The following is a 20,218-nucleotide window of genomic DNA, read 5'->3' as shown; positions in this document are numbered from 1 at the left end:
ACGAGCGGTTGAAGGCGGCCAGCATAGCGGGTTTCCCGGCCGCCGCGCACGGCGCCGGCCGGCGAATCGACCGATGGAAGCGCCGGCCTCGCCGGCCGCCTGCGCCGCCATCTACAGGTCGAGCCCGCTGCCCGATGCCTCGGCTTCGTCGCCGGCGCGCCCCTCCAGGCGGACCTTCAGCGACAGGTCGGTGCGCGAGTCGGCGTGCTTGAGCGCCTGCTCCAGGGTGATATGGCCGGCCTCGAAGAGCGCGAACAGGTGCTGGTCGAAGGTCTGCAGGCCCTGCTCCGGCGCCTGGCCGATGGCGTCCTTGAGGGCGGTGAGTTCGTCGCGCTTGATCAGGTCGCGCAGGTATGGGGTGCCCAGCAGCAGCTCCACCGCCACCACCCGCTTGCGTTCGCGCCCCGGCACCAGGCGCTGGGCGATCACCGCCAGGAGGTTCTGGGCGACGTCGGCGAGCACCTGCGGGCGCGCGTTCTCCGGGAAGAAATGCACGATGCGCTCGATGGCCTGGGTGCTGCTGGTGGCGTGCAGGGTGGCGATGCACAGGTGGCCGGTCTCGGCGTAGTGCAGGGCGTGCTGCATGCTTTCCAGGTCGCGTATCTCGCCGAGCATGATCACGTCCGGCGCCTCGCGCAGCACGTTGCGCAGGGCCGCGGCGAAACTGTGGGTGTCGAGGCCGACCTCGCGCTGGTCGATCAGCGAACGCTTGTGCCGGTGGATGAACTCGATCGGGTCCTCGATGCAGACGATATGCCCGCTGCGCCGGGCGTTGCGGTGGTCGAGCATGGCAGCGAGGGTGGTGGACTTGCCCGAGCCGGCCGCGCCCACCACCAGGATCAGGCCGCGGTCGAACAGCGCGAGCTTTTCCAGCGCCGGCGGCAGACCCAGCTCGGCGATCGGCGGAATCCGGCTCTTCACGTGGCGCACCACCATGCCGACTTCGCCGCGCTGGCGGTAGATGTTCACCCGGAAGCGCCCGACCTGGGGCACCCCCACCGCCAGGTCCAGCTCCAGTTCGCGGGCGAACTCGGCGCGCTGGTCCTCGCTCATCAATGCGTCGGCCATCTGCCGCAACTGGGGCGGGGTTAGCGGCGGCAGGTCGAGCGGCTGGTTCTGCCCATCGAGCTTGATGTGCGGCGGGGCGCCGACGCTGAAGAACATGTCCGAGCCTTCGCGCTCGGCGAGCACGCGCAGCAGGGCGTGGATGTCCAGGGGCTCGCGGGTGGGCGTGGCGGTGTCCATGGGCAGGCGCTCGTCGGAAGAAGGATCGCCCATGATGGGTCAGCGGCGCCGCGGGAGGCAAATGCGCCGCCGCGCGGGCCTCAGGTGTCGCCCAGGCGCGCCTCGCCCAGGCCGTCCTCGGTGGAATGCTCCTCGCCCACCGCCGCCGGGGCGTCCGGGTTGTCCAGCACGGCGTAGGCGATGGCGCAGAACAGCGAATTCAGGCGCTTCATGTCGCTGATCAGGTCCAGGTGCAGCGAACTGGTCTCGATGCTCTGCACCATCTGTTGGTGCAGCCGATCGACGTGGGCATGGGCGAAGCGGCGTTCCTGCAGGCGGAAGCGCTGCTTGGCGCGGCGCAGGCGCTTGGCGCCTTCCACGTCGCCGTTGAGGAACACCGAGAGGGCCAGGCGCAGGTTGGCCAGCAACTGCCCGTGCAGCACCGAGATTTCCTCCAGGCCGCTGGCGGAGAAGGAGCGCCCGCGGGAGGTTTTCTTATCCTGCACGGTGCTGAGCATGTGCTCCACCAGGTCGCCGGCCTGCTCCAGGTTGATCGTCAGCTCGATGATTTCCGCCCAGCGCCGGCTGTCGCGCTCGCCCAGGTCTTCCCGGGGCATCCGCGCCAGGTAGAGCTTGATCGCGGTGTAGAGGGCGTCGACGTCGTCGTCCTGGCGGCGGATTTCCTTGCCCAGCAGCACGTCGCCGCTCTGGATCACTTGCAGCAGGTTGTTCAGCATCTGTTCGACGATATCGCCCATGCGCAGGGTCTCGCGCACCGCGTTGGCCAGCGCCAGGCTCGGGGTATCGAGGGCCGCCGGGTCGAGGTGGCGCGGCCGCGCCACGGCATCGGGCAGCACCCGGTCGGGCAGCAGCCAGGTGCAGAAGCGCGCCATCGGCGCGGTCAGCGGCATGCACAGGGTGCAGCGCACCAGGTTGTAGAGCACGTGGAAGGCGATCACCAGTTCCTGGGTGCTGATCGGCCAGTGCTCCATCCAGCTCGCCAGGGGTTGCACCAGCGGCAGCACCAGCACGCAGCCGGCCACCTTGAACAGCAGGCTGCCCAGCGCCACCCGGCGGCCGGCGGCGTTCTGCCCGGTGGCGCTGATCATCGCCAGCACGCCGCTGCCCAGGTTGGCGCCGACCACCAGGCACAGCGCGACCTTCAGGGAGATCACCTTGGACGCGGCGAGGGTCGAGGTGAGCAGCACCGCGGCCAGGCTGGAGTAGGAAATCATCGCGAACAGCGCGCCGGTCAGGGCGTCCAGCAGCTCGTCGCCGGTCAGCGAGGAGAACAGCACCTGCACGCCTTTGGCCTCGGTCATCGGCGTGGCGGCGGCGACGATCAGTTGCAGCGCCAGGATGATCAGGCCGAGGCCGATGGCCACCCGGCCGAGCTGGCCGACGCGGGTCTGCTTGCGCGACAGGAACAGCATCACGCCGAAGAAGATCAGCAGCGGCGACAGCCAGGACAGGTCGAGGGTCAGCACCCGCGCCATCAGCGCGGTGCCGACGTCGGCGCCGAGCATCACCGTCAGCGCCGGCGACAGCGCCATCAGCCCCTGGGCGACGAAGGAGGTGGCGAGCAAGGCGGTGGCGTTGCTGCTCTGCACCAGGGCGGTGACCCCGAGCCCGGCGATGAAGGCCAGCGGTTTGCGTTCGACGCTGCGGCTGAGCAGGCGCCGCAGGTTGGCGCCGTAGACCCGCAGGATGCCGGTGCGCACGATGTGCGTCCCCCACACCAGCAGGGCGACGGCAGAGAGCAGGTTGAGCAAGGTCAGCATGGGTGGCCCTCCGGACTGACGAGGATAGAGCCGCGACGAACGCCCATGGGACGGACGGGGTACGGATGGATGTCACACGATTGTCATATTTGTCTCGAATTGCAATCGCGAGTTCGCCGGCGTGACCGATCCATCCCTGGCGGCTTTCCCTCAGCGTAGCTGGCGCGGCGGCCGTGCCGTCGGGCACGGGGAAGCGCCGGGGCGGCGCGCGGCGGTGCTTCTTGTTACCCTTGCGCTTCGATCCTTCCCCGCGGCGCCGCGATGCTCAACCTCTACCACGCCAACGATCTGGAAAGCCTCGGCGAGCTGGCCTGCGCGCTGCTCGCACAGCCCCAGCGCGACCCGCTGGCGCCGGCGCGGGTGGTGGTGCCGAGCCAGGGCATGGGCCGCTGGCTGACCCTGCAGCTGGCGCGCCGCCAGGGCATCGCCATGCAACTGGAGATCCACCTGCCGGCGCGTTTCGTCTGGGACTTGACCCGCCAGGTGCTCGGCGCGTTGCCGCCGCAGTCGGCGTTCAACCCGGTGACCCTGACCTGGCGGCTGTACGATTGGCTGTGCGAAGCCGACAACCTGCAGCGCACCCCGCGCCTGGCCCGCTACCTGGACGGCGGCGACGCGCGCCGGCGGCTGTCCCTGGCCGCGCGCATCGCCGACGTGTTCGACCAGTACCTGCTGTACCGCGACGACTGGCTGGCCGCCTGGGAGCGCGGCGAGCACCTCGACCTGGGGCCCGACGAAGCCTGGCAGGCGTTGCTCTGGCGCGAACTGACCGCCGATGGCCACCCGCACCGCGCGCGCCTGCTCGGCGACCTGCTGGCGCGCTTGCACGACGACGCGCCGCTGGACGGCCTGCCCGAGCGGCTGGTGGTGTTCGGCATCAGCAGCCTGCCGCCCCATCACTTGCGGGTGCTCGAAGGGCTGGCGCGGCACACCGAGGTGGTGCTCTTCACCCTCAACCCCAGCCGCGAGGCCTGGGGCGAGATCCGCGACATCCGCGAGCTGGCCCGGCGCGACGCCGGCGGGGCCTCGGCGATCGCCTCGCGGTCGCCGTCCGAGTCGGGTCCCGATTCCCCGGGCCTGTTCGCCGAAGGGGTGGACGCCTGGTACCTGGACGTCGGCCATCCGCTGCTGGCCAGCCTCGGCAAGCAGGGTCGCGATTTCTTCGATGCGTTGTTCGCCCTGGTGTCCGCCGAGGGCGGCCAGGACATCGGGCTCTACGCCGAAGACCCCGACCTGCGCGACGACAGCCTGTTGCACGCGATCCAGAACGACATCCTGCGCCTGCGCACGCGCCTGCCCGGGGAGCGCATCGCCCTGCGCGACGACGACCGCTCCCTGGAGGTGCACGCCTGCCACTCGGCCCTGCGCGAGGTGGAGGTACTGCACGACCAGTTGCTCGCGCGCTTCCGGGCCGACCCCAGCCTGAGCCCCGACCAGGTGGTGGTGCTGACCCCCGATATCGAGCGCTATGCCCCCTACATCGAAGCGGTGTTCGCCAGCCGCGACGCCGCGACCCGCGCCACCCCGCACATCCCCTACAGCCTGGCCGACCGCAGCCTGCGCGCCGAGCTGCCGCTGGTGGAGGCGTTCATCGCCCTGCTCGGCCTGCCGGACAGCCGCTTCGGTGCCGAGGAACTGCTGGCCTGGCTGGAACAGCCGGCCCTGGCCGCGCGCGCCGGGATCGAGGCGGATGACCTGCCGCTGCTGCGCGACTGGCTGCGCGACGCCGGCGTGCGCTGGGGCCGCGACGCCCAGCACCGCGAACGCCTGGGCCTACCGTCCGACGAGGCCTTCGGCTGGCGCCAGGGGCTGGACCGCCTGCTGCTGGGCTTCGCTGCGCCGCCGCGCCTGGCCGGCGCTGCGCCGCCGCTGCTCGGCGGCGTCTGGCCCCTGGATGCCCTGGAAGGCGCCCGCGGGCAATTGCTCGGGCGACTGGCGGCCTTCGTCCAGCGCCTCGCCGCGCTGGCCACCGACCTGGCGCGGCCGCGGCCCTTGCACGAGTGGGCGGATACCCTGCAAGGGCTGATCGACCTGCTGTTCGACGAACGCGAGGCCGGCGACACCTTGTTGCTGCTGTCCCAGGCCTGCGGCGCCCTGCGCGAGCAGGCCGAGGCCGCCGGCATCCGTCGCCCGCTGGAATTGGAACTGGTGCGCCAGCACCTGCTCGCGGCCCTCGACCAGGGCGGCGGCGCCTCCGGCTTCCTCACCGGCGCGGTGACCTTCTGCACCATGGTGCCGATGCGCAGCCTGCCGTTCCGTCAGGTCTGCCTGCTCGGCCTGGACGACGGCGCCTTCCCGCGGCGGACCCCGGCCGCCGGCTTCGACCTGATCGCACGCCATCCGCGCCGCGGCGATCGCGCGCGGCGCCTGGACGACCGCTACCTGCTGCTGGAAACCCTGCTCTCGGCCCGCGACGGCCTCTACCTCAGCTACGTCGGCCGCGACCCCCGGGACAACGCGGCGCTGCCGCCCTCGGTGCTGGTCAGCGAACTGTTGGAAAGCATCGACATGACCGCCGCCGAGGACGCCACGCGCGGCCGCGCCAGCCAGCGCCTGAGCTTCGCCCACCCGCTGCAACCCTTCGCCCCCGGCAACTTCGCCGGCGGCGGCTTCCTCGGATTCGCCGCGCCCTGGCATCGCGCCGCCCAGCGCCTCGCCGCCGCGCCACGGCCGCCCGACGCGCCCTTCGCCGAGGCCCTGGCCGCGCCCGAGGGCGATTGGTCGACCCTGGAGCCGTCGCTGCTGATCCAGTGCTTCCGCAACCCGTCGCGTTTCCTCCTCGAGCAGCGCCTCGGTCTGCGCCTGCCGGACAGCGAGGAAGCCCTGCCCCTCGACGAGCCCTTCGCCCTGGAGCGCCCGGCCCTGCGCGGCCTGCGCCAGCTCAGCCTGGACGCGGTGGAGCGCGGCTGGTCGGAGCAGCAGGAGCGCGAGATCGCCCGCGCCGCCGGCTGGCTGCCGGCCGGCGAGCTGGGGCATGCCCTGTGGGGCCAGTTGCGCGGCCCGGTGCGGGCCTTCGCGCCGAAGCTGCTGGCGGCGCGCCCGGCGGACATCCCGCAACCGCTGCCGGTGGACCTCGAACTGGCCGGCGTGCGCCTGCACGGCTGGCTCGACGGGGTCACCGCCGAAGGCCTGTTCGACTGGCGGTTGAACGCCCTTGGCGATTGGGAGCTGGCGCCGTTCTGGCTGCGCCACCTGCTGCTCAACCTGGTCGCGCCCCCCGGCATCGCCCGCCACAGCCGGCTGATGTCTCCCGCCGGCGACTGGCGCCTGGGGCCCCTGGACGACGCTGCGGCGCGCCTGGAACCCTGGTTGCTGGCCTATCGCGACGCGCTGTGCGCGCCGCTGCCGTTGCTCACCCGCACGAGCCGCGCCTTCGCCAGCGGCTGGCGCAAGCCCGGGCGTAAGCAGCCGCTCGACGCCGCCCGCGCCAAGGCGCGGGTGATCTGGGAGGGCAACGACCACTTCGCCGGGGAATCCCAGGACCCCTGGTACGCCCTGGCCTTCCGCGACCGCGACCCGCTGGACGAGCGTTTCGAACGGCTCGCCCTGGAGCTGCTCGGCCCGGCGCTGGACGCCCTGGCGGCGGACGAGGAGGAGGAGTCATGAGCCTCGACCTGCTCGATTCGCCGTTCGACGGTCGCTCGCTGATCGAGGCCAGCGCCGGCACCGGCAAGACCTGGACGCTCACCGCGCTGTACGCGCGCCTGCTGCTGGAACGGCAGTTGTCGGTGGGGCAGATCCTGGTGGTGACCTACACCACCGCGGCCACCGCCGAGTTGCGCGAGCGCATCCGCGCGCGGCTGGCGGCGCTGCTGGCGGTCTACGAGGGCGGCACGGCGGCGGACCCGCTGATCGCCCGGCTGCACGCCCGCTACCCCGGCGAGGAGGCGCACCGGCGTTTGTTGCTGGCGGTGCACGGGTTCGACGAGGCGGCGATCTTCACCATCCACGGCTTCTGCCAGCGCGCCCTGCAGGATGCGGCCTTCGAGGCCGGCGGCGACTTCGACAGCGAACTGACCAGCGACGACCGCGAGGTGCTCGACGCCCTGCTCGCCGACCTCTGGCGACGTGAGCTGGCCGAGGCCGAGCCGGCCTGGGCGCGCTTCCTCGCCCAGCGGCGAATTACCCCGTTGTGGCTGCGCCAGCGCCTGCGCGGACACCTGGGCAAGCCCTACCTGCGCATCGAGCCGCGCGAGGCCGGGCAGGGCGACCTGTCCGCCGTGGAAGGCGCCTGGACGCGCGCGCGGGACGCCTGGCACGCCGAGGGCGACGCCTGGCTGGACGCGCTGTGCGCCTTCGACGGCCTCAACAAACGCAGCTACGACGCGCTCAAGCTGCGCCTCTGGCAGGGCGAGCTGGAGGGCTATTTCGCCGATCCGGCGGCCTTGTTCGCGGCCCCCGCCGGCCTGGAAAAGCTCGCCCGCGCGGCGCTGGAAAAGGCCACTCGCAAGGGATGCGAGGTGCCCTTGGCGGCGCCCGCGGATGCCTTCCAGGGGCTGCTCGAGGCCCTTGCCGAGGCCGAGCCGGTGGGCGCGGCGCGGCTGATCGCCCTGCAGGTGCGCCTGCTCGACGCGCTCAACCTGGAGCTGCCGGCGCGCAAGGCGGCGCAGCGCCTGCTGGCCTTCGACGATCTGCTCAACCGCCTCGACGACGCCCTGCACGGAGCGGCCGGCGAGGACCTGGCGGCGACCCTGCGCGGGCGCTACCCGGTGGCGCTGATCGACGAGTTCCAGGACACCGATCCGGTGCAGTACCGGATCTTCCGGCGGATCTACGCCGAGGCCGGCGACCTGTGCTTCGTCGGCGATCCCAAGCAGGCCATCTACGCCTTCCGCGGCGCCGATTTGGCCACCTACCTCAAGGCCCGCGAAGAAGCCGCGCGCCAGTACAGCCTGGCGGTCAACCACCGTTCCACCCCGCAGTTGATCGCCGCGCTGAACCGCCTGTTCGACCGTCCGCTGCCGTTCGCCGAGCCCGGCCTGGAATACCCACCGGTGGGCGCCAGCGACCGCGCCCGCGCCCGCCTGGTGTTGCCGGAAGAGGGCGCGCCGCTGGAGCTGGTCTGGCTCGGCGACGACCCCCTGGGCAAGGGCGAGGCCGGCGAACGGGTGGCCCGCGACACCGCCCGGCGCATCGCCGCGCTGCTCGCCGCCAGCGCCGAGGGCGCGGCCTATTTCGAGGACGCGGGGCAGCGCACGCCGCTCAAGGGCGGCCATATCGCCGTGCTGGTGGCCAGCCACCGCCAGGCTTCGGCGGTGGCCGCCGAGCTGGGCGCGCGGGGCGTACCCAGCGTGCGCCGCGGCCGCGACAGCGTGTGGCACAGCGAAGAAGCCGAAGCCTTGGCCGCGGTGCTCGCCGCCTATGCCGAGCCGGGCCGCGAAGGGGTGCTGCGCTACGCCCTGGCCAGCCGCCTGCTGGGTCGCGACGGCGCGCACCTGGCGCGTTGCCAGGACGACGAGCAGGCCTGGGACGCCGAGCGGGAGAGCGCCGAGCGCTACCACCAGCTCTGGCAGCAACAGGGCTTCATGCGCGCTTTCCGCGCCTGGCTCGACGAGCAGGGGGTCGCCGAGCGGCTGATCGCCCTGCCGGACGGCGAACGCCGCCTGACCAACCTGCTGCACCTGGCCGAACTGCTGCAGGCGGAAAGCCTGGCGCGGCCGGGGCTGGAACCGCTGCTGGCCTGGTTCAACGCCCAGCGCGCCAGCGACGCCCACGGCGAGGATGCGCTGCTGCGCCTGGAAAGCGATGCCGAGCGGGTGCAGATCGTCACCGTGCATACCAGCAAGGGGCTCGAGTACCCCCTGGTGTTCTGTCCCTACCTGTGGGACGGCGCGCTGTTGCGCCGCGAGGAAGACATCACCTGCCACGCCGAGGACGGCACGCCGCTGCTGGACTTCGGCGGCGAAAACCTCGACACCCATCGCCTCGGCGCCCGCCGTGAGCGTTTCGCCGAGCGCCTGCGGCTGACCTACGTGGCCCTGACCCGGGCCCGCGACCGGCTCTGGCTGCACTGGGGACCGATCGCCGCGCCCAAGGCGAAGGCCGATGGCGGCCTGCCCGAGGAAGGCCTGCACAGCAGCGCCCTGGCCTGGCTGCTGCACGGCCGGCACCTGCCCGGCGAGGCGCTGCTCGACGAACTGGCCGCGCACCTGGCGGACCGCGACGGCGCCGTGCTGCGCGAGGAACTGGAGCGCCTGGCGGCCACCAGCGAGGGCCAGATGGCGGTGGTCGCGCCGCTGCAGGACGAGGCCCGTGCCCAGGGCGAGTCCCGCGCCGCGCCACCGGCGCCCCTGGCCCTGCTGGATCGCGCGCTCTACAGCGCCTGGCGCATCGGCAGCTTCTCCGGGCTGGCCGCCGGCATGCACATGGAGGCACCGGACCGCGACGCCTTCGTGGTGCCTGCAGCGATCGAGCCGGGCGAGGGCTTCTTCGCCTTCCCCCGCGGCGCCCGCGCCGGCACCTGCCTGCACGCCATCCTCGAAAGCTGGGTGCGCGGCGAGGACGAGTTGCCGGCCCTGGTGGAACTGCACCTGAAAGGCCACGGTCTGCCCGAGAGCTGGACGGAGATCGCCAGCGCCCACCTGCGCCGGGTGCTCGACACCGACCTCGACGGCCACGGCCTGCGCCTGTCCGGCCTCGAGCCGAGCCGGCGCCTGCCGGAGCTGGGCTTCACCTTCCCGGTGGCCGGCCTCGACGTGCTCGGCCTGCGCGCCCTGCTCGCCGACCCGGCCCACGGCCTGCCGGACCCCATGCGCCTGGCCGCCGAACGCCTGGAGTTCGACAGCCTGCGCGGCTTCATGAAGGGCTTCATCGACCTGACCTTCGAACATGAGGGGCGCTGGTACATCGCCGACTACAAGTCCAACTGGCTCGGGCCGGACGCCGGTCACTACCGCGGCGAGCGCCTGGAGCAGGCCATCGCCGCCGAGCACTATCACCTGCAATACCTGATCTACCTGGTGGCGCTGCGGCGCTTCCTGCGCCTGCGCCTGGCGGACTTCCAGGACGCGCAACTGGGCGGCGCCTACTACCTGTTCCTGCGGGGCATGCCCGAGGCCGGGGTGTATTTCCATCGCCCGGACGACGCCTTGCTGGACGCCCTGGACCGCCTGTTCGAGACCGGCCACGGAGGCCCCCGATGAACCTCGCCGAGCTGAGCCTGGGCGCCCTGGAGCGGGCCTTCGTCGACAGCCTGCGCCGGCTCGACCCCCAGGCCCCGCTGCCCTTGCTGGCCGCCGCGGCGCTGTGCTGCGCGGCCCTGGCCGAGGGCGACGTGTGCCTGCCGCTGGCGCGGCTGGCCGGGCAGCGGGTATTCGACGAGGACGGCGAGGGCCTGTGCCTGCCGGCCCTGGACGATTGGCTGGCGGTGCTGCGGGCCTCGCCGCTGGTGGCGCCGGCGGGCGGTTTCGCGCCGTTGATCCTCGACGACACACGGCTCTACCTGGCGCGCTACCACGCCTACGAAACCGCCCTGGCCGAGCAATTGCTGCGGCGCAGCGGCGAACGCCCGCCGGTGGACGAGGCGCGCCTGGGCGAATCCCTGGCCCGGCTGTTCGCCGGCAATGTCGAGCAACCCGACTGGCAGCGCCTGGCCGCGGCCCAGGCGGTGCGGCGCAACCTGGCGGTGATCTCCGGCGGCCCCGGCACCGGCAAGACCACCACGGTGGTGCGGCTGCTCGCCGCGCTGCTGGAGCAGCCGAGCGAGCGGCCCCTGGCCATCGGCCTCGGCGCGCCCACCGGCAAGGCGGCGGCGCGGATGGCCGAGGCGATCCGCGCGGCCAAGGCGACGCTGCCGGTGGACGAGGCGGTGCGCGCGGCCCTGCCGGAGGAGGCGCGCACCTTGCACCGTTTGCTCGGCAGCCGCGGCGACAGCCCGCAGGTGCGCCATCACGCCGGCAACCCGCTGGCGTTGGACGTGCTGGTGGTGGACGAAGCCTCGATGGTCGACCTGGCGCTGATGGCCAAGCTGCTCGACGCGCTACCGTCCGGCGCCCGGCTGATCCTGCTCGGCGACAAGGACCAACTGGCCGCCGTGGAAGCCGGCGCGGTCTTCGCCGAACTCTGCGAAGGGCGCGGCTTCGACGCCGCGGCGGCGGCCGACCTGCGTCGCCTGACCGGGCAGCAGGTACCGGTGGAGACGCCGACCTCGCGGCTCGGGGATGCCGTAGTGCTGCTCGTGCACAGCCACCGTTTCGCCGAGGCCAGCGGGATCGGCGAGCTGGCCCGGCGGATCAACGCCGGCGACGCGCAGGGCGTGATCGACCTGTTGCGCGAAGGCCGCGAAGACCTCGGCTGGAATCCCGCGCCGGGCAGCGGTGCCCTGCTCGACCGCCTCGACGCCGGCTATGCGCCCTATCTGGCGGCGGCCCGCGCGGGCGATCCGCCGCGCGCCTTCGCCGCCTTCGGCGACTTCCGCGCGCTGACCGCCCAGCGCGAAGGCCCCTGGGGCGTGGCGGGGCTCAACGACGGCCTGGAAACCCGGATCAAGCGCCGCCTGGGCGTCGCCGGCCGCGAGCGCTGGTATCCGGGGCGGGCGGTGATGGTGCGGCAGAACGACTACGCCCTCGGCCTGTTCAACGGCGATGTCGGCCTGTGCCTGCCGACCGAGCGCGGCCTGGCGGTGTTCTTCGAAGGCGAGCAGGGCCACCGGCGTTTCGCCCCGGCGCGGCTGCCGAGCCACGACAGCGCCTTCGCCATGACCGTGCACAAAAGCCAGGGCTCGGAGTTCCGCGAGGTGCTGCTGGTCCTGCCGGAACAGCCCAGCCCCTTGCTGACCCGCGCGCTGTTCTACACCGGCATCACCCGCGCCAAGCGTCGGGTGGACGTCTGGGGCCTGCCGGCGCGCCTGGAGGAGGCCGTGCTCAGCCGCGCCGAGCGCGCCGCCGGCCTGGCGCGCCGCCTGGCCCTGGCGGGTCCCGCCGCCCCCGCGCCGGCGGACCCGGCGCCACGGGCGCCCGGCGCGACGGACCAGCTCGAGCTGTTCTGAGGCGTCGCGCCTGGCGCCGCCCCTGGCCATGGGGTAGGGTCGTGGGTTTTCGCCCGCGCGGCAGCGGATCTTGTGGGAGTGGATGATGAATGCACCTGTGGTGATCGTCGGGACCGGCCTGGCCGGCTATAACCTGGCCCGGGAATTTCGCAAGCTGGACGGCGACACGCCCCTGCTGCTGATCAGCGCCGACGACGGCCGCTCCTATTCGAAGCCGATGCTGTCCACCGGCTTCGGCAAGGACAAGGATGCCGACGGCCTGTGCATGGCCGAGGCCGGTGCCATGGCCGATCAGTTGCGCGCGGAGATCCGCACCCATACCCGGGTCACCGGCATCGATCCCGGTCACCGCCAGCTGTGGATCGGCGAAGAGGCCGTGCCCTACCGCGACCTGGTGCTGGCCTGGGGCGCCGAGCCGATCCGCGCGCCGTTGCAAGGCGACGCCGCCGACGCGGTATTCCCCCTCAACGACCTGCAGGACTACGCCGGTTTTCGCGCCGCGGCCAGCGGCAAGCGTCGGGTGCTGGTGCTCGGCGCCGGATTGATCGGCTGCGAGTTCGCCAACGACCTGCGCCAGGGCGGCTTCGAGGTGACGGTGGTGGCGCCCTGCGAGCAGATCATGCCGACCTTGCTGCCGGCGGCGGCCGCCATGGCGGTGCGCGCCGGCCTGGAAGCCCTGGGCGTGGCGTTCCACCTCGGCCCGGTGCTGAGCAGCCTGGAGCGCCGCGCCGAGGGCCTGGAGGCGCACCTCTCCGACGGCACGCGGATTTCCTGCGACCTGGTGCTGTCCGCCATCGGCCTGCGCCCGCGCACCGACCTCGCCGCCGCGGCCGGCCTGCAGGTCAACCGCGGCATCCAGGTCGACCGCCTGTTGCGTACCTCCCACGCCAACATCCACGCCATCGGCGACTGCGCCGAGGTGGATGGGCTCAACCTGCTCTACGTGATGCCGCTGATGACCTGCGCCCGCGCCCTGGCACGGACCCTGAGCGGCACGCCGACCCCGGTGGCCTACGGGCCGATGCCGGTGACGGTGAAAACCCCGGCCTGCCCGCTGGTGGTCTCGCCGCCGCCCGCCGGCAGTCGGGGCGCCTGGCAGGTCGACGGCGGCGGCGCGGACGTCAGGGCGCTGTACCGCGACGACGAAGGGCGCCTGCTGGGCTACGCGCTCACCGGGGCGGCGACCCAGGAAAAACTCGCACTGAACCGGGAGCTGCCGCCCCTGCTGGCATGAATGGCTTGGGTTCTGTCCTGAATGCCGTGGCCGGCCGGCCGCAAACGGGACCTGGAGACTGGCGCCTGCCCGGCCTCCGTGCCATCCTGCCCGGGTCTGCCGCAGCGCAGAGCTGTTACGGCGCCCCTGGCGCTGTTCTGGATGGGCAGCACGGACACAACAACAACAAACCGTCAAAGAGGCACCTATGCGTAAACCGGAACTTGCCGCCGTCATCGCCGAGAAAGCCGATCTCACCAAGGATCAGGCCAACCGGGTACTCAACGCTCTGCTCGAAGAAATCACCGGCGCGCTGAACCGCAAGGACAGTGTGACCCTGGTCGGCTTCGGCACCTTCATTCAGCGCCATCGCGGCGCACGTACCGGGAAGAACCCGCAGACCGGCGAACCGGTGAAGATCAAGGCCAGCAACACCGTCGCCTTCAAGCCGGGCAAGTCCCTGAAGGACGCGGTCAACTGAGCGGACGCGCGCGCTCCGCTGCACCCAAGGCACGACCTCGCCGTCGTGCCTTTTTCGTTCCGCCGACCACCAGCCTGCGCCGAACCTCCATGCAGGTCCCGCTGTAGTCCCGTCCGCAAACCGCTACAATGCGCCGCCGTTTCTTTCCTCCAGTGAGGCCGTGCGCATGAAATTTCGTTTTCTCCTGTGGATGATGGGCCGCCTGATGGCCAAGGCCAGCCGCGTCGATCCCGCATTCCAGCAGCAACTGGCGGGCAAGGACCTGGTGTTCCAGCTCCACACCCTCGACGGGCGCATCGCCCGCCACTACATCGTCAAGGACCAGCGCGTAGTGAGCAAAAGCGGCCCCTACACGGAGCCGGCCTTCGCCCTGGGCTTCAAGGACGGGGCATATGGGTTCGCCACCTTCACCGCGAAGAACAAGCAACTGGCCTTCATGCAGGGCATCCAGAACAAGGACATCCAGATCCAGGGCAACCCGGCGCTGGTGATCTGGTTCCAGGGGCTGACCAAGTTTCTCGCGCCGAAGAAGAAAAAGCCGGTGGAGAAAAAGGCCGCCTAGTCCACGCTTCGCCGCGCTCCGGCTGGCCGGCGTCCGGCGCTTTCGCTAGGCTGGGCGGGTTTCCCAACGGAAGGCCCTGCCATGCGTGCCCGCACCCTGTTCCCGCTGTTCTTCGCCTGCGCCGTCGCCCATGCCGAGCCGGCGGCTCCGGACGCCTTCCAGCGGCTGTTCCGCCTGGCCGGTCTCGACCTGCTCTGCGACCAGAGCGCGCCGCTGGTGCAGCGGGGCCTGCCCGAGGCGCAGCAGGCGCGGATGGCTGAACTGTTCGCCGCCGACGGCCTGTGCCGCGACCTCGCCCGCGATGTCGCCGCCAAGCTGCCGGAAGACCAGGCGCGCGAGGCCGAACGGCTGCTCGGCAGCCCGCTGGCGCAACGCTTCACCGACGCCGAGCGCAGCGTCGGCGAGGCCAACGGCGACGGCCTGAACGCCTACCGCGCCCAGCTCGGCGAGCGCCCGCCGCGCCCGGAGCGCCTGGCCCTGGTGCGGCGGCTGGACAGCGCGGCGCACACCACCCGGCTGGCGGCGCTGCTGCGCTACGAGGTCGGCAAGACCCAGGCGCTGCTGACCCTCCATGGCCGCGGCGAGACCCTCGACGAAGCCAGCCTGAGCGCCCGCACCGCCACCCAGGCCGAAGCCTTGCAGACTTCCAGCGCCTCGGCCGTCGAATCCTTCATGCTGTATGCCTACCGGCAGGTGCCCAGCGACCAGTTGCAGGCCTACGCCGAGCTGTACGAGCAGCCGGCGGTCAAGACTCTGTTGGATGCCAGCCTGGACGCCATTCCCGCGCTGTTCGCCGAGCGGCGCGCGCGGTTGGAGGCGCCCGAGCCTTGAGAAGGCCCGACGATCGTCAGGCCGGGTGACCGTTGAACTGGGTCGCCAGATCGCGCAACGCCACTTCCGCTTCGAGCACCTTGTTCACCGCCTCGTCCGCCCGCGCCGGGGTCAGCTCCAGGCGTTCGTAGAGCGCCGCCGGGATCTGCATGCGCGGCCCGCTGCCGATGCCGCGCTCGCGCAGCAGGTTGACCGCCAGGCACACCAGGTTCGGGTACACCGCGTGGGGGCCTTCGTAGTGCGGGTCGTGCTGGAAGCGCAGGGCGGTGGAGAGTTCGTCCGGCATGTCCCAGAAGCGCATCAGCCAGGCGCCGATCTGTTCCCGGGTGATGCCCAGCAGGTGCTGTTCGACGTAGCTGTGGCTGACGTGGGGGTTGACCTCCAGGTGTCGGCAGATCAGCGAGAAATGCGGCGGGAAGACGTGCGCGAGGACCAGATAGCCGAAGTTGTGCAGCAGGCCGGCGAGGTAGGTCAGGCCGGCCTCGGGCCGCTGGGCGCGGGGAATGGCGCGGGTGAGGCCCTCGATGACCGCGGCGGTATAGATCGCCTGGTGCCAGTAGGGCGTCGATTGCTGCGGCCGGTCCTTCGGTAGGCTGAGGGTCTTGCCCAGGGCCAGGCCGAGGGCCAGGTTGATCACCAGGTCGAAGCCGAGCACGCGGACGATGGCGTCCTCCACCGAGCGGATCTTGCCCGGCGCCGCGTAGTAGGGCGAGGCCGCCCAGCTCACCACCTGCGCGGCCAGGGCCGGGTCGGTCTCCACCACGCCGGTGATGTCGTCCACCGTGGCATTGGGGTCGACCCGCAGCTTGATGATCCGCTGCGCGGTTTCCGGCAGCGGCGGGATCTCGATGGTCTCCTCGAGGCGCTGCTGGATGCGCCGGGCGGTGAAGGCCTGGACCGCCTGGGTGATTTCCGCGCGGTCGTCGTCCGGCCGGTCGAGGTTCAGGCGGATCGCGCTCAGGGGTTCGCCGAAGCGCGCCGCGCTGGCCTTGCCGAGCAGCGAGCGATAGTCCTCGCTGGACAGTTCCAGCAGCACGCCGGGCTGCCCCGACTCGACCAGCAGGCTGGGCTGCTGCAACACGCGCTCGTCGTACAGGCACGGCGAGCTGGTCAGCGGCGGCAGGCCGGGGAGGACGCCCAGGTCATGCTTGCCGAGCATGCGCTCCAGGCGTTCCGGCTTGACCGCGGTGAGCTTGCGCCCGGTCAGTTCGGCCAGCCGGTTGAGGTCGAGCAACTGGTCGCGCGGGTAGAGCACCAGCAAGGCGCCGACCGCGTCGTCGAGCAGCACCGCCTGCAGGCGGCGGGGATCCGCCGCCTCGTGGCGTTCGACACGGATGGCATAGCTCAGGCCGAGCTTTTCCAGGAGCTGAAGGATCACCGCGGGCGGTTGCGCGCTAGCGGGAACGAGGGCGGGTTCGGTCATGGGCAGAGTCCGGGAAGCGGGCTTTGGCTGGAGTATAACCAGCCGACCTTGGCCGCGACCGACCGACTGACGGTTACCCTGTGATCCGGTTCACACTTGCCCGTACTGCTGGCCCTGGCGCAGCCAGCGTTCCAGCAGCGGGCTGACGTGCTGCGGCCAGCGCGCCAGCAGGGTTTGCGCGGCGTCGCGCACCGCGGGCAACAGGTCGGCGTCGCGCATCAGGTCGGCCACCTTGAATTGCAACAGGCCGGTCTGGCGGGTGCCGAGCATTTCGCCGGGGCCGCGCAACTCCAGGTCCTTCTCGGCGATGACGAAGCCGTCGCAGGTCTCGCGCATGATCCCCAGGCGCTCGCGGCCGAGCTGCGACAGCGGCGCGTGGTAGAGCAGCACGCAATGGCTGGCGGCGCTGCCGCGCCCGACCCGCCCGCGCAACTGGTGCAGCTGCGCCAGGCCGAGGCGCTCCGGGTTCTCGATGATCATCAGGCTGGCGTTGGGCACGTCCACCCCCACCTCGATCACTGTGGTGGCGACCAGCAGTTGCAGGGCGCCCTGCTTGAACTCGGCCATGATCGCGGCCTTCTCGACCGGCTTCATGCGCCCGTGGATCAAGCCGACGCGCAATTCCCCCAACGCCGCGGTGAGTTCTTCGAAGCTGGTCTCGGCGGCCTGGCAGGTGAGCTCCTCGGATTCCTCGATCAGCGTGCACACCCAGTAGGCCTGGCGCCCCTCGCGGCAGGCGGCGCGCACCCGCTCGATCACCTCGATGCGGCGGCTGTCGGCCACCAGCAGGGTGTTCACCGGGGTGCGCCCGGGCGGCAGCTCGTCGAGGATCGAGGTGTCCAGGTCGGCGTAGGCGCTCATCGCCAGGGTCCGCGGGATGGGCGTGGCGGTCATGATCAACTGGTGCGGGCAGAGCCGGCCGTCGATGCCCTTGCGGCGCAAGGCCAGGCGTTGCTGCACGCCAAAGCGGTGCTGTTCGTCGATGATCACCAAGGCCAAGCGCTGGAAGCGCACCTCGTCCTGGAACAGCGCGTGGGTGCCGACCACCATGGGCGCGCCGCCAGCGATGCGCTCCAGGGCGGCGGCGCGGGTCTTGCCCTTGAGCTTGCCGGCGAGCCAGGCGACTTCGATACCCAGCGGCTCCAGCCAGCGGCCGAAGTTGATGAAGTGCTGCTCGGCGAGGATCTCGGTGGGCGCCATCAGCGCCACTTGGTAGCCCGCCTCCAGGGCTTGCAGGGCGGCGAAGGCGGCGACCACCGTCTTGCCCGCGCCGACGTCGCCCTGCACCAGGCGCAGCATGGGTTCGGACTGGGCGAGGTCGTAGGCGATCTCGGCGCCGACCCGCTGCTGCGCGCCGGTGGGGGCGAAGCCGAGATTGTCGCGGAAGCGTTGCGGCAGGCGCTGCGCCATCGGCAAGGCCGGCGCCTGCTGGGCGCGCACGCTCTCGCGCAGGCGCTGCAGCGACAGCTGGTGGGTGAGCAGCTCCTCGAAGGCCAGGCGGTGCTGCGCCCAATGGCGGCCCTCGGCGAGTTCTTCCAGGTCGGCATCGGCGGGCGGCCGGTGCAGGTAGCGAATCGCTTCGTCCAGCGGGCCCAGGCGGTAATCCCGGGCCAGCTCGGCGGGCAGCCAGTCCGGCAGGCTGTGGGGCCCGAGCCGCGCCAGCGCCTGCTGGCTGAGCTGGCGCAGGCGCAATTGGGTGAGGCCTTCGGTGGTCGGGTAGATCGGCGTCAGCGTCTGTTCCATCGCCGGCGGTTCGTCGCCGTGCAGCGCGCGGTACTCCGGGTGATAGATCTCCAGCCCGGAGGCGCCGGGGCGGACCTCGCCATAGCAGCGCAGCGCGGTACCGCGTTTCAGGCCGTCCTTCTGCGCCTGGCTGAAATGATAGAAGCGCAGGCTGAGGGTGCCGCTGCCGTCCTGCAGGCGCACCAACAGGCTGCGCCGGCGGCCCATGACCACGTCGGCGCCCGCCACGATTCCCTCGACCACCGCGTCCTGGCCCGGACGCAAGGCGCCGATGGGCAGAATGCGGGTACGGTCCTGGTAACGCAGCGGCAGGTGGAAGAGCACGTCCTGCAGGGTTTCCAGCCCGACCTTGGCGAGTTTCTCCGCCAGCGCCGCGCCGACCCCTTTCAGCGCGGTGACGGACACCTGGGACAGTTCGGTCATGCCGGTTGCGGTTCTTCCCGGGACGGCTGGCGCGCCACCGAGCACAGGCGGATGGAGTCGGCCAGCACCTCGATGGCGCGCGGGCGCGGGAAGCTGGCGCGCCAGGCGATGGCCACGGTGCGGTAGGGCACCGGCGGGGTCAGCGGGCGGATCTCGATCACGCCGGGGGCGTAATGGTGGCTGTCCACCGCGGAGAACGGCAGGATCGATACGCCGAGCCCGGAGGCGACCATGTGCCGGATGGTTTCCAGGGAGCTGGATTCCACCGTGGTGTGCTTGGCGCTGTCTTCGCTCTTGCGGGTGGCCGGGCAGGCCTCGAGCACCTGATCGCGGAAGCAATGGCCTTCGCCGAGCAACAGCAGGCTCTTGTCGTTGAGCAGCTCGGCATCGATGGTCTTCTTCGCCGTCCAGCTGTGGCCGGCCGGCATCAGCACGTAGAAGGGCTCGTCGTAGAGCGTCTTGGTCAGGACATCGGCCTCGTTGAACGGCAAGGCGATGATGATGGCGTCGAGTTCACCGGTGCGCAGTTTGTCGCGCAGCACATGGGTGAAGTTCTCCTCGATGTACAGCGGCATCTGCGGGGCGACCCGGTGCAACTGCGGGATCAGGTGGGGGAACAGGTAGGGCCCGACGGTATAGATGGCGCCGACCTTGAGCGGCGCGGTGAGTTGGTTCTTGCCGGCCTGGGCCAGTTCGCGGATGCCTTGGGCCTGCTCCAGGACCTTTTGTGCCTGGGCGACGATGCCTTCGCCCACCGGGGTGAGGCGCACGGCGCTCTTGCTGCGCTCGAAGATCAGCACGCCCAGCTCGTCCTCGAGCTTCTTCACGCCGACCGACAGGGTGGGCTGGCTGACGTGGCAGCGCTCGGCGGCGCGTCCGAAGTGCTGTTCTTGGGCGAGGGTGACGATGTAGCGCAGCTCGGTGAGTGTCATAGTGAAATTCCATTAGAGTGCCCCCAGCATAGCGGCTGCACTCAATGGAACCAACACCCACGGGCACTGCCCGCGCTGCGCCCGGCATCCGCGTGGAGCGGATGCCGGCGTCACTCAGCGACGGTTGCGCTCCAGGGAGTAGACGAAGGGCGCGACCACCTCCAGGCTGCCGTTCTTCAGCAGCTCGGTCGGCGGCGGCGGCAGCGGCTGGGCGCGGCGGATCATTTCCAGGGTGGCCCGGTCGATCGACGCGCTCCCGGAGTTGCCCACCAGCGAATAGGACAGCACCTTGCCTTCGCCATCGACCACGAAACGCAGGCGGTTGACGCCCTCGAACCCGCGCCGGCGCGCATCCTCGGGATAGCGCTTGAAGCGGCTCAGGTGGCTGAGCAGCTTGCTCTGCCAGGTGACCTCGGCCTTGGACGGCGTGCTGACGGCGGCCTGCTCGGGAGCGGCGGCCTTCTCGTCGACCTCGGCGGTCGGCGCCGGCGGCGCTTCCTGGGGCGGCTGCGGCTCGGGCTGCGGCTTCACCGGCGGCTTCTCGACCGGCTTGGGCGGTTTCGGCTTGGGCTTCGGCTTGGGTTTGGGCGGCGGCGGAATGGCGATCTGCGGCTTGGGC

The 20,218-nt window shown here is 71.5% G+C and carries 13 protein-coding genes; 7 read left to right on the top strand and 6 right to left on the bottom strand.

Translation table 11 applies throughout. The features are described 5' to 3' along the window. Window positions 1-111: 111 nt before the first annotated feature. Both OGL92_RS18315 and OGL92_RS18310 read right to left on the bottom strand, forming a co-directional pair. Window positions 112-1,278: a PilT/PilU family type 4a pilus ATPase gene (locus tag OGL92_RS18315; RefSeq protein WP_263146326.1), complete on the bottom strand. Its 1,167-nt coding sequence runs from the start codon at window positions 1,276-1,278 to the stop codon at window positions 112-114. A 47-nt stretch (window positions 1,279-1,325) separates the two neighbouring features. Further along, window positions 1,326-3,005: a Na/Pi cotransporter family protein gene (locus OGL92_RS18310; RefSeq protein WP_263146325.1), complete on the bottom strand. Its 1,680-nt coding sequence runs from the start codon at window positions 3,003-3,005 to the stop codon at window positions 1,326-1,328. Between the two features lie 261 nt (window positions 3,006-3,266). Between OGL92_RS18310 and recC the strand changes: the two genes are divergently transcribed. From recC to OGL92_RS18275, 7 genes are all read left to right on the top strand, one after another. Then, complete coding sequence (recC, locus tag OGL92_RS18305; protein ID WP_263146322.1) at window positions 3,267-6,611, top strand: exodeoxyribonuclease V subunit gamma; 3,345 nt, start codon at window positions 3,267-3,269, stop codon at window positions 6,609-6,611. Further along, the gene (gene recB / locus OGL92_RS18300; protein ID WP_263146319.1) at window positions 6,608-10,147 is read left to right on the top strand and encodes an exodeoxyribonuclease V subunit beta; all 3,540 of its coding nucleotides are present in this window, start codon (window positions 6,608-6,610) and stop codon (window positions 10,145-10,147) included. Before recC ends, recB begins: the two co-directional genes overlap by 4 nt. Further along, complete coding sequence (recD, locus tag OGL92_RS18295) at window positions 10,144-11,991, top strand: exodeoxyribonuclease V subunit alpha (RefSeq protein ID WP_263146316.1); 1,848 nt, start codon at window positions 10,144-10,146, stop codon at window positions 11,989-11,991. The genes recB and recD overlap by 4 nt, the downstream gene beginning before the upstream one ends. An 85-nt stretch (window positions 11,992-12,076) precedes the next feature. Beyond that, on the top strand, window positions 12,077-13,225 hold the full coding sequence (locus tag OGL92_RS18290) for an FAD-dependent oxidoreductase (protein WP_263146313.1): 1,149 nt from the start codon (window positions 12,077-12,079) through the stop codon (window positions 13,223-13,225). A 187-nt stretch (window positions 13,226-13,412) separates the two neighbouring features. Continuing rightward, complete coding sequence (locus OGL92_RS18285) at window positions 13,413-13,685, top strand: HU family DNA-binding protein (RefSeq protein WP_263146311.1); 273 nt, start codon at window positions 13,413-13,415, stop codon at window positions 13,683-13,685. Window positions 13,686-13,851: 166 nt separating this feature from the next. Beyond that, window positions 13,852-14,247 carry a helicase gene (locus OGL92_RS18280; RefSeq protein ID WP_263146310.1) on the top strand — a complete coding sequence of 132 codons (396 nt, stop codon included), beginning with the start codon at window positions 13,852-13,854 and terminating at the stop codon, window positions 14,245-14,247. 81 nt (window positions 14,248-14,328) lie between these two features. Continuing rightward, the gene (locus tag OGL92_RS18275) at window positions 14,329-15,078 is read left to right on the top strand and encodes a hypothetical protein (protein ID WP_263146307.1); all 750 of its coding nucleotides are present in this window, start codon (window positions 14,329-14,331) and stop codon (window positions 15,076-15,078) included. A 16-nt stretch (window positions 15,079-15,094) separates the two neighbouring features. On the opposite strand, the gene OGL92_RS18270 is transcribed toward OGL92_RS18275, so the two are convergent. From OGL92_RS18270 to OGL92_RS18255, 4 genes are all read right to left on the bottom strand, one after another. Beyond that, window positions 15,095-16,501 (bottom strand): aminoacyl-tRNA deacylase and HDOD domain-containing protein, encoded by a 1,407-nt coding sequence (locus OGL92_RS18270; protein ID WP_263146305.1) that lies wholly within the window; start codon window positions 16,499-16,501, stop codon window positions 15,095-15,097. 90 nt (window positions 16,502-16,591) lie between these two features. After that, window positions 16,592-18,667, bottom strand: a complete 2,076-nt coding sequence (gene recG, locus OGL92_RS18265) for an ATP-dependent DNA helicase RecG (RefSeq protein ID WP_263146303.1) — start codon at window positions 18,665-18,667, stop codon at window positions 16,592-16,594. Further along, window positions 18,664-19,599 carry a hydrogen peroxide-inducible genes activator gene (locus OGL92_RS18260; protein ID WP_263146301.1) on the bottom strand — a complete coding sequence of 312 codons (936 nt, stop codon included), beginning with the start codon at window positions 19,597-19,599 and terminating at the stop codon, window positions 18,664-18,666. Before OGL92_RS18260 ends, recG begins: the two co-directional genes overlap by 4 nt. A gap of 114 nt (window positions 19,600-19,713) precedes the next feature. After that, window positions 19,714-20,218 (bottom strand): energy transducer TonB (locus tag OGL92_RS18255; RefSeq protein WP_263146299.1); only part of this gene is annotated, 505 nt, incomplete at its 5' end.

The organism is Pseudomonas sp. RIT-PI-AD, assembly GCF_025642785.1.
In the GTDB taxonomy this organism is placed as follows: Bacteria; Pseudomonadota; Gammaproteobacteria; order Pseudomonadales; family Pseudomonadaceae; genus Pseudomonas_T.
This window is presented reverse-complemented; position numbering and strand designations above follow the sequence as displayed.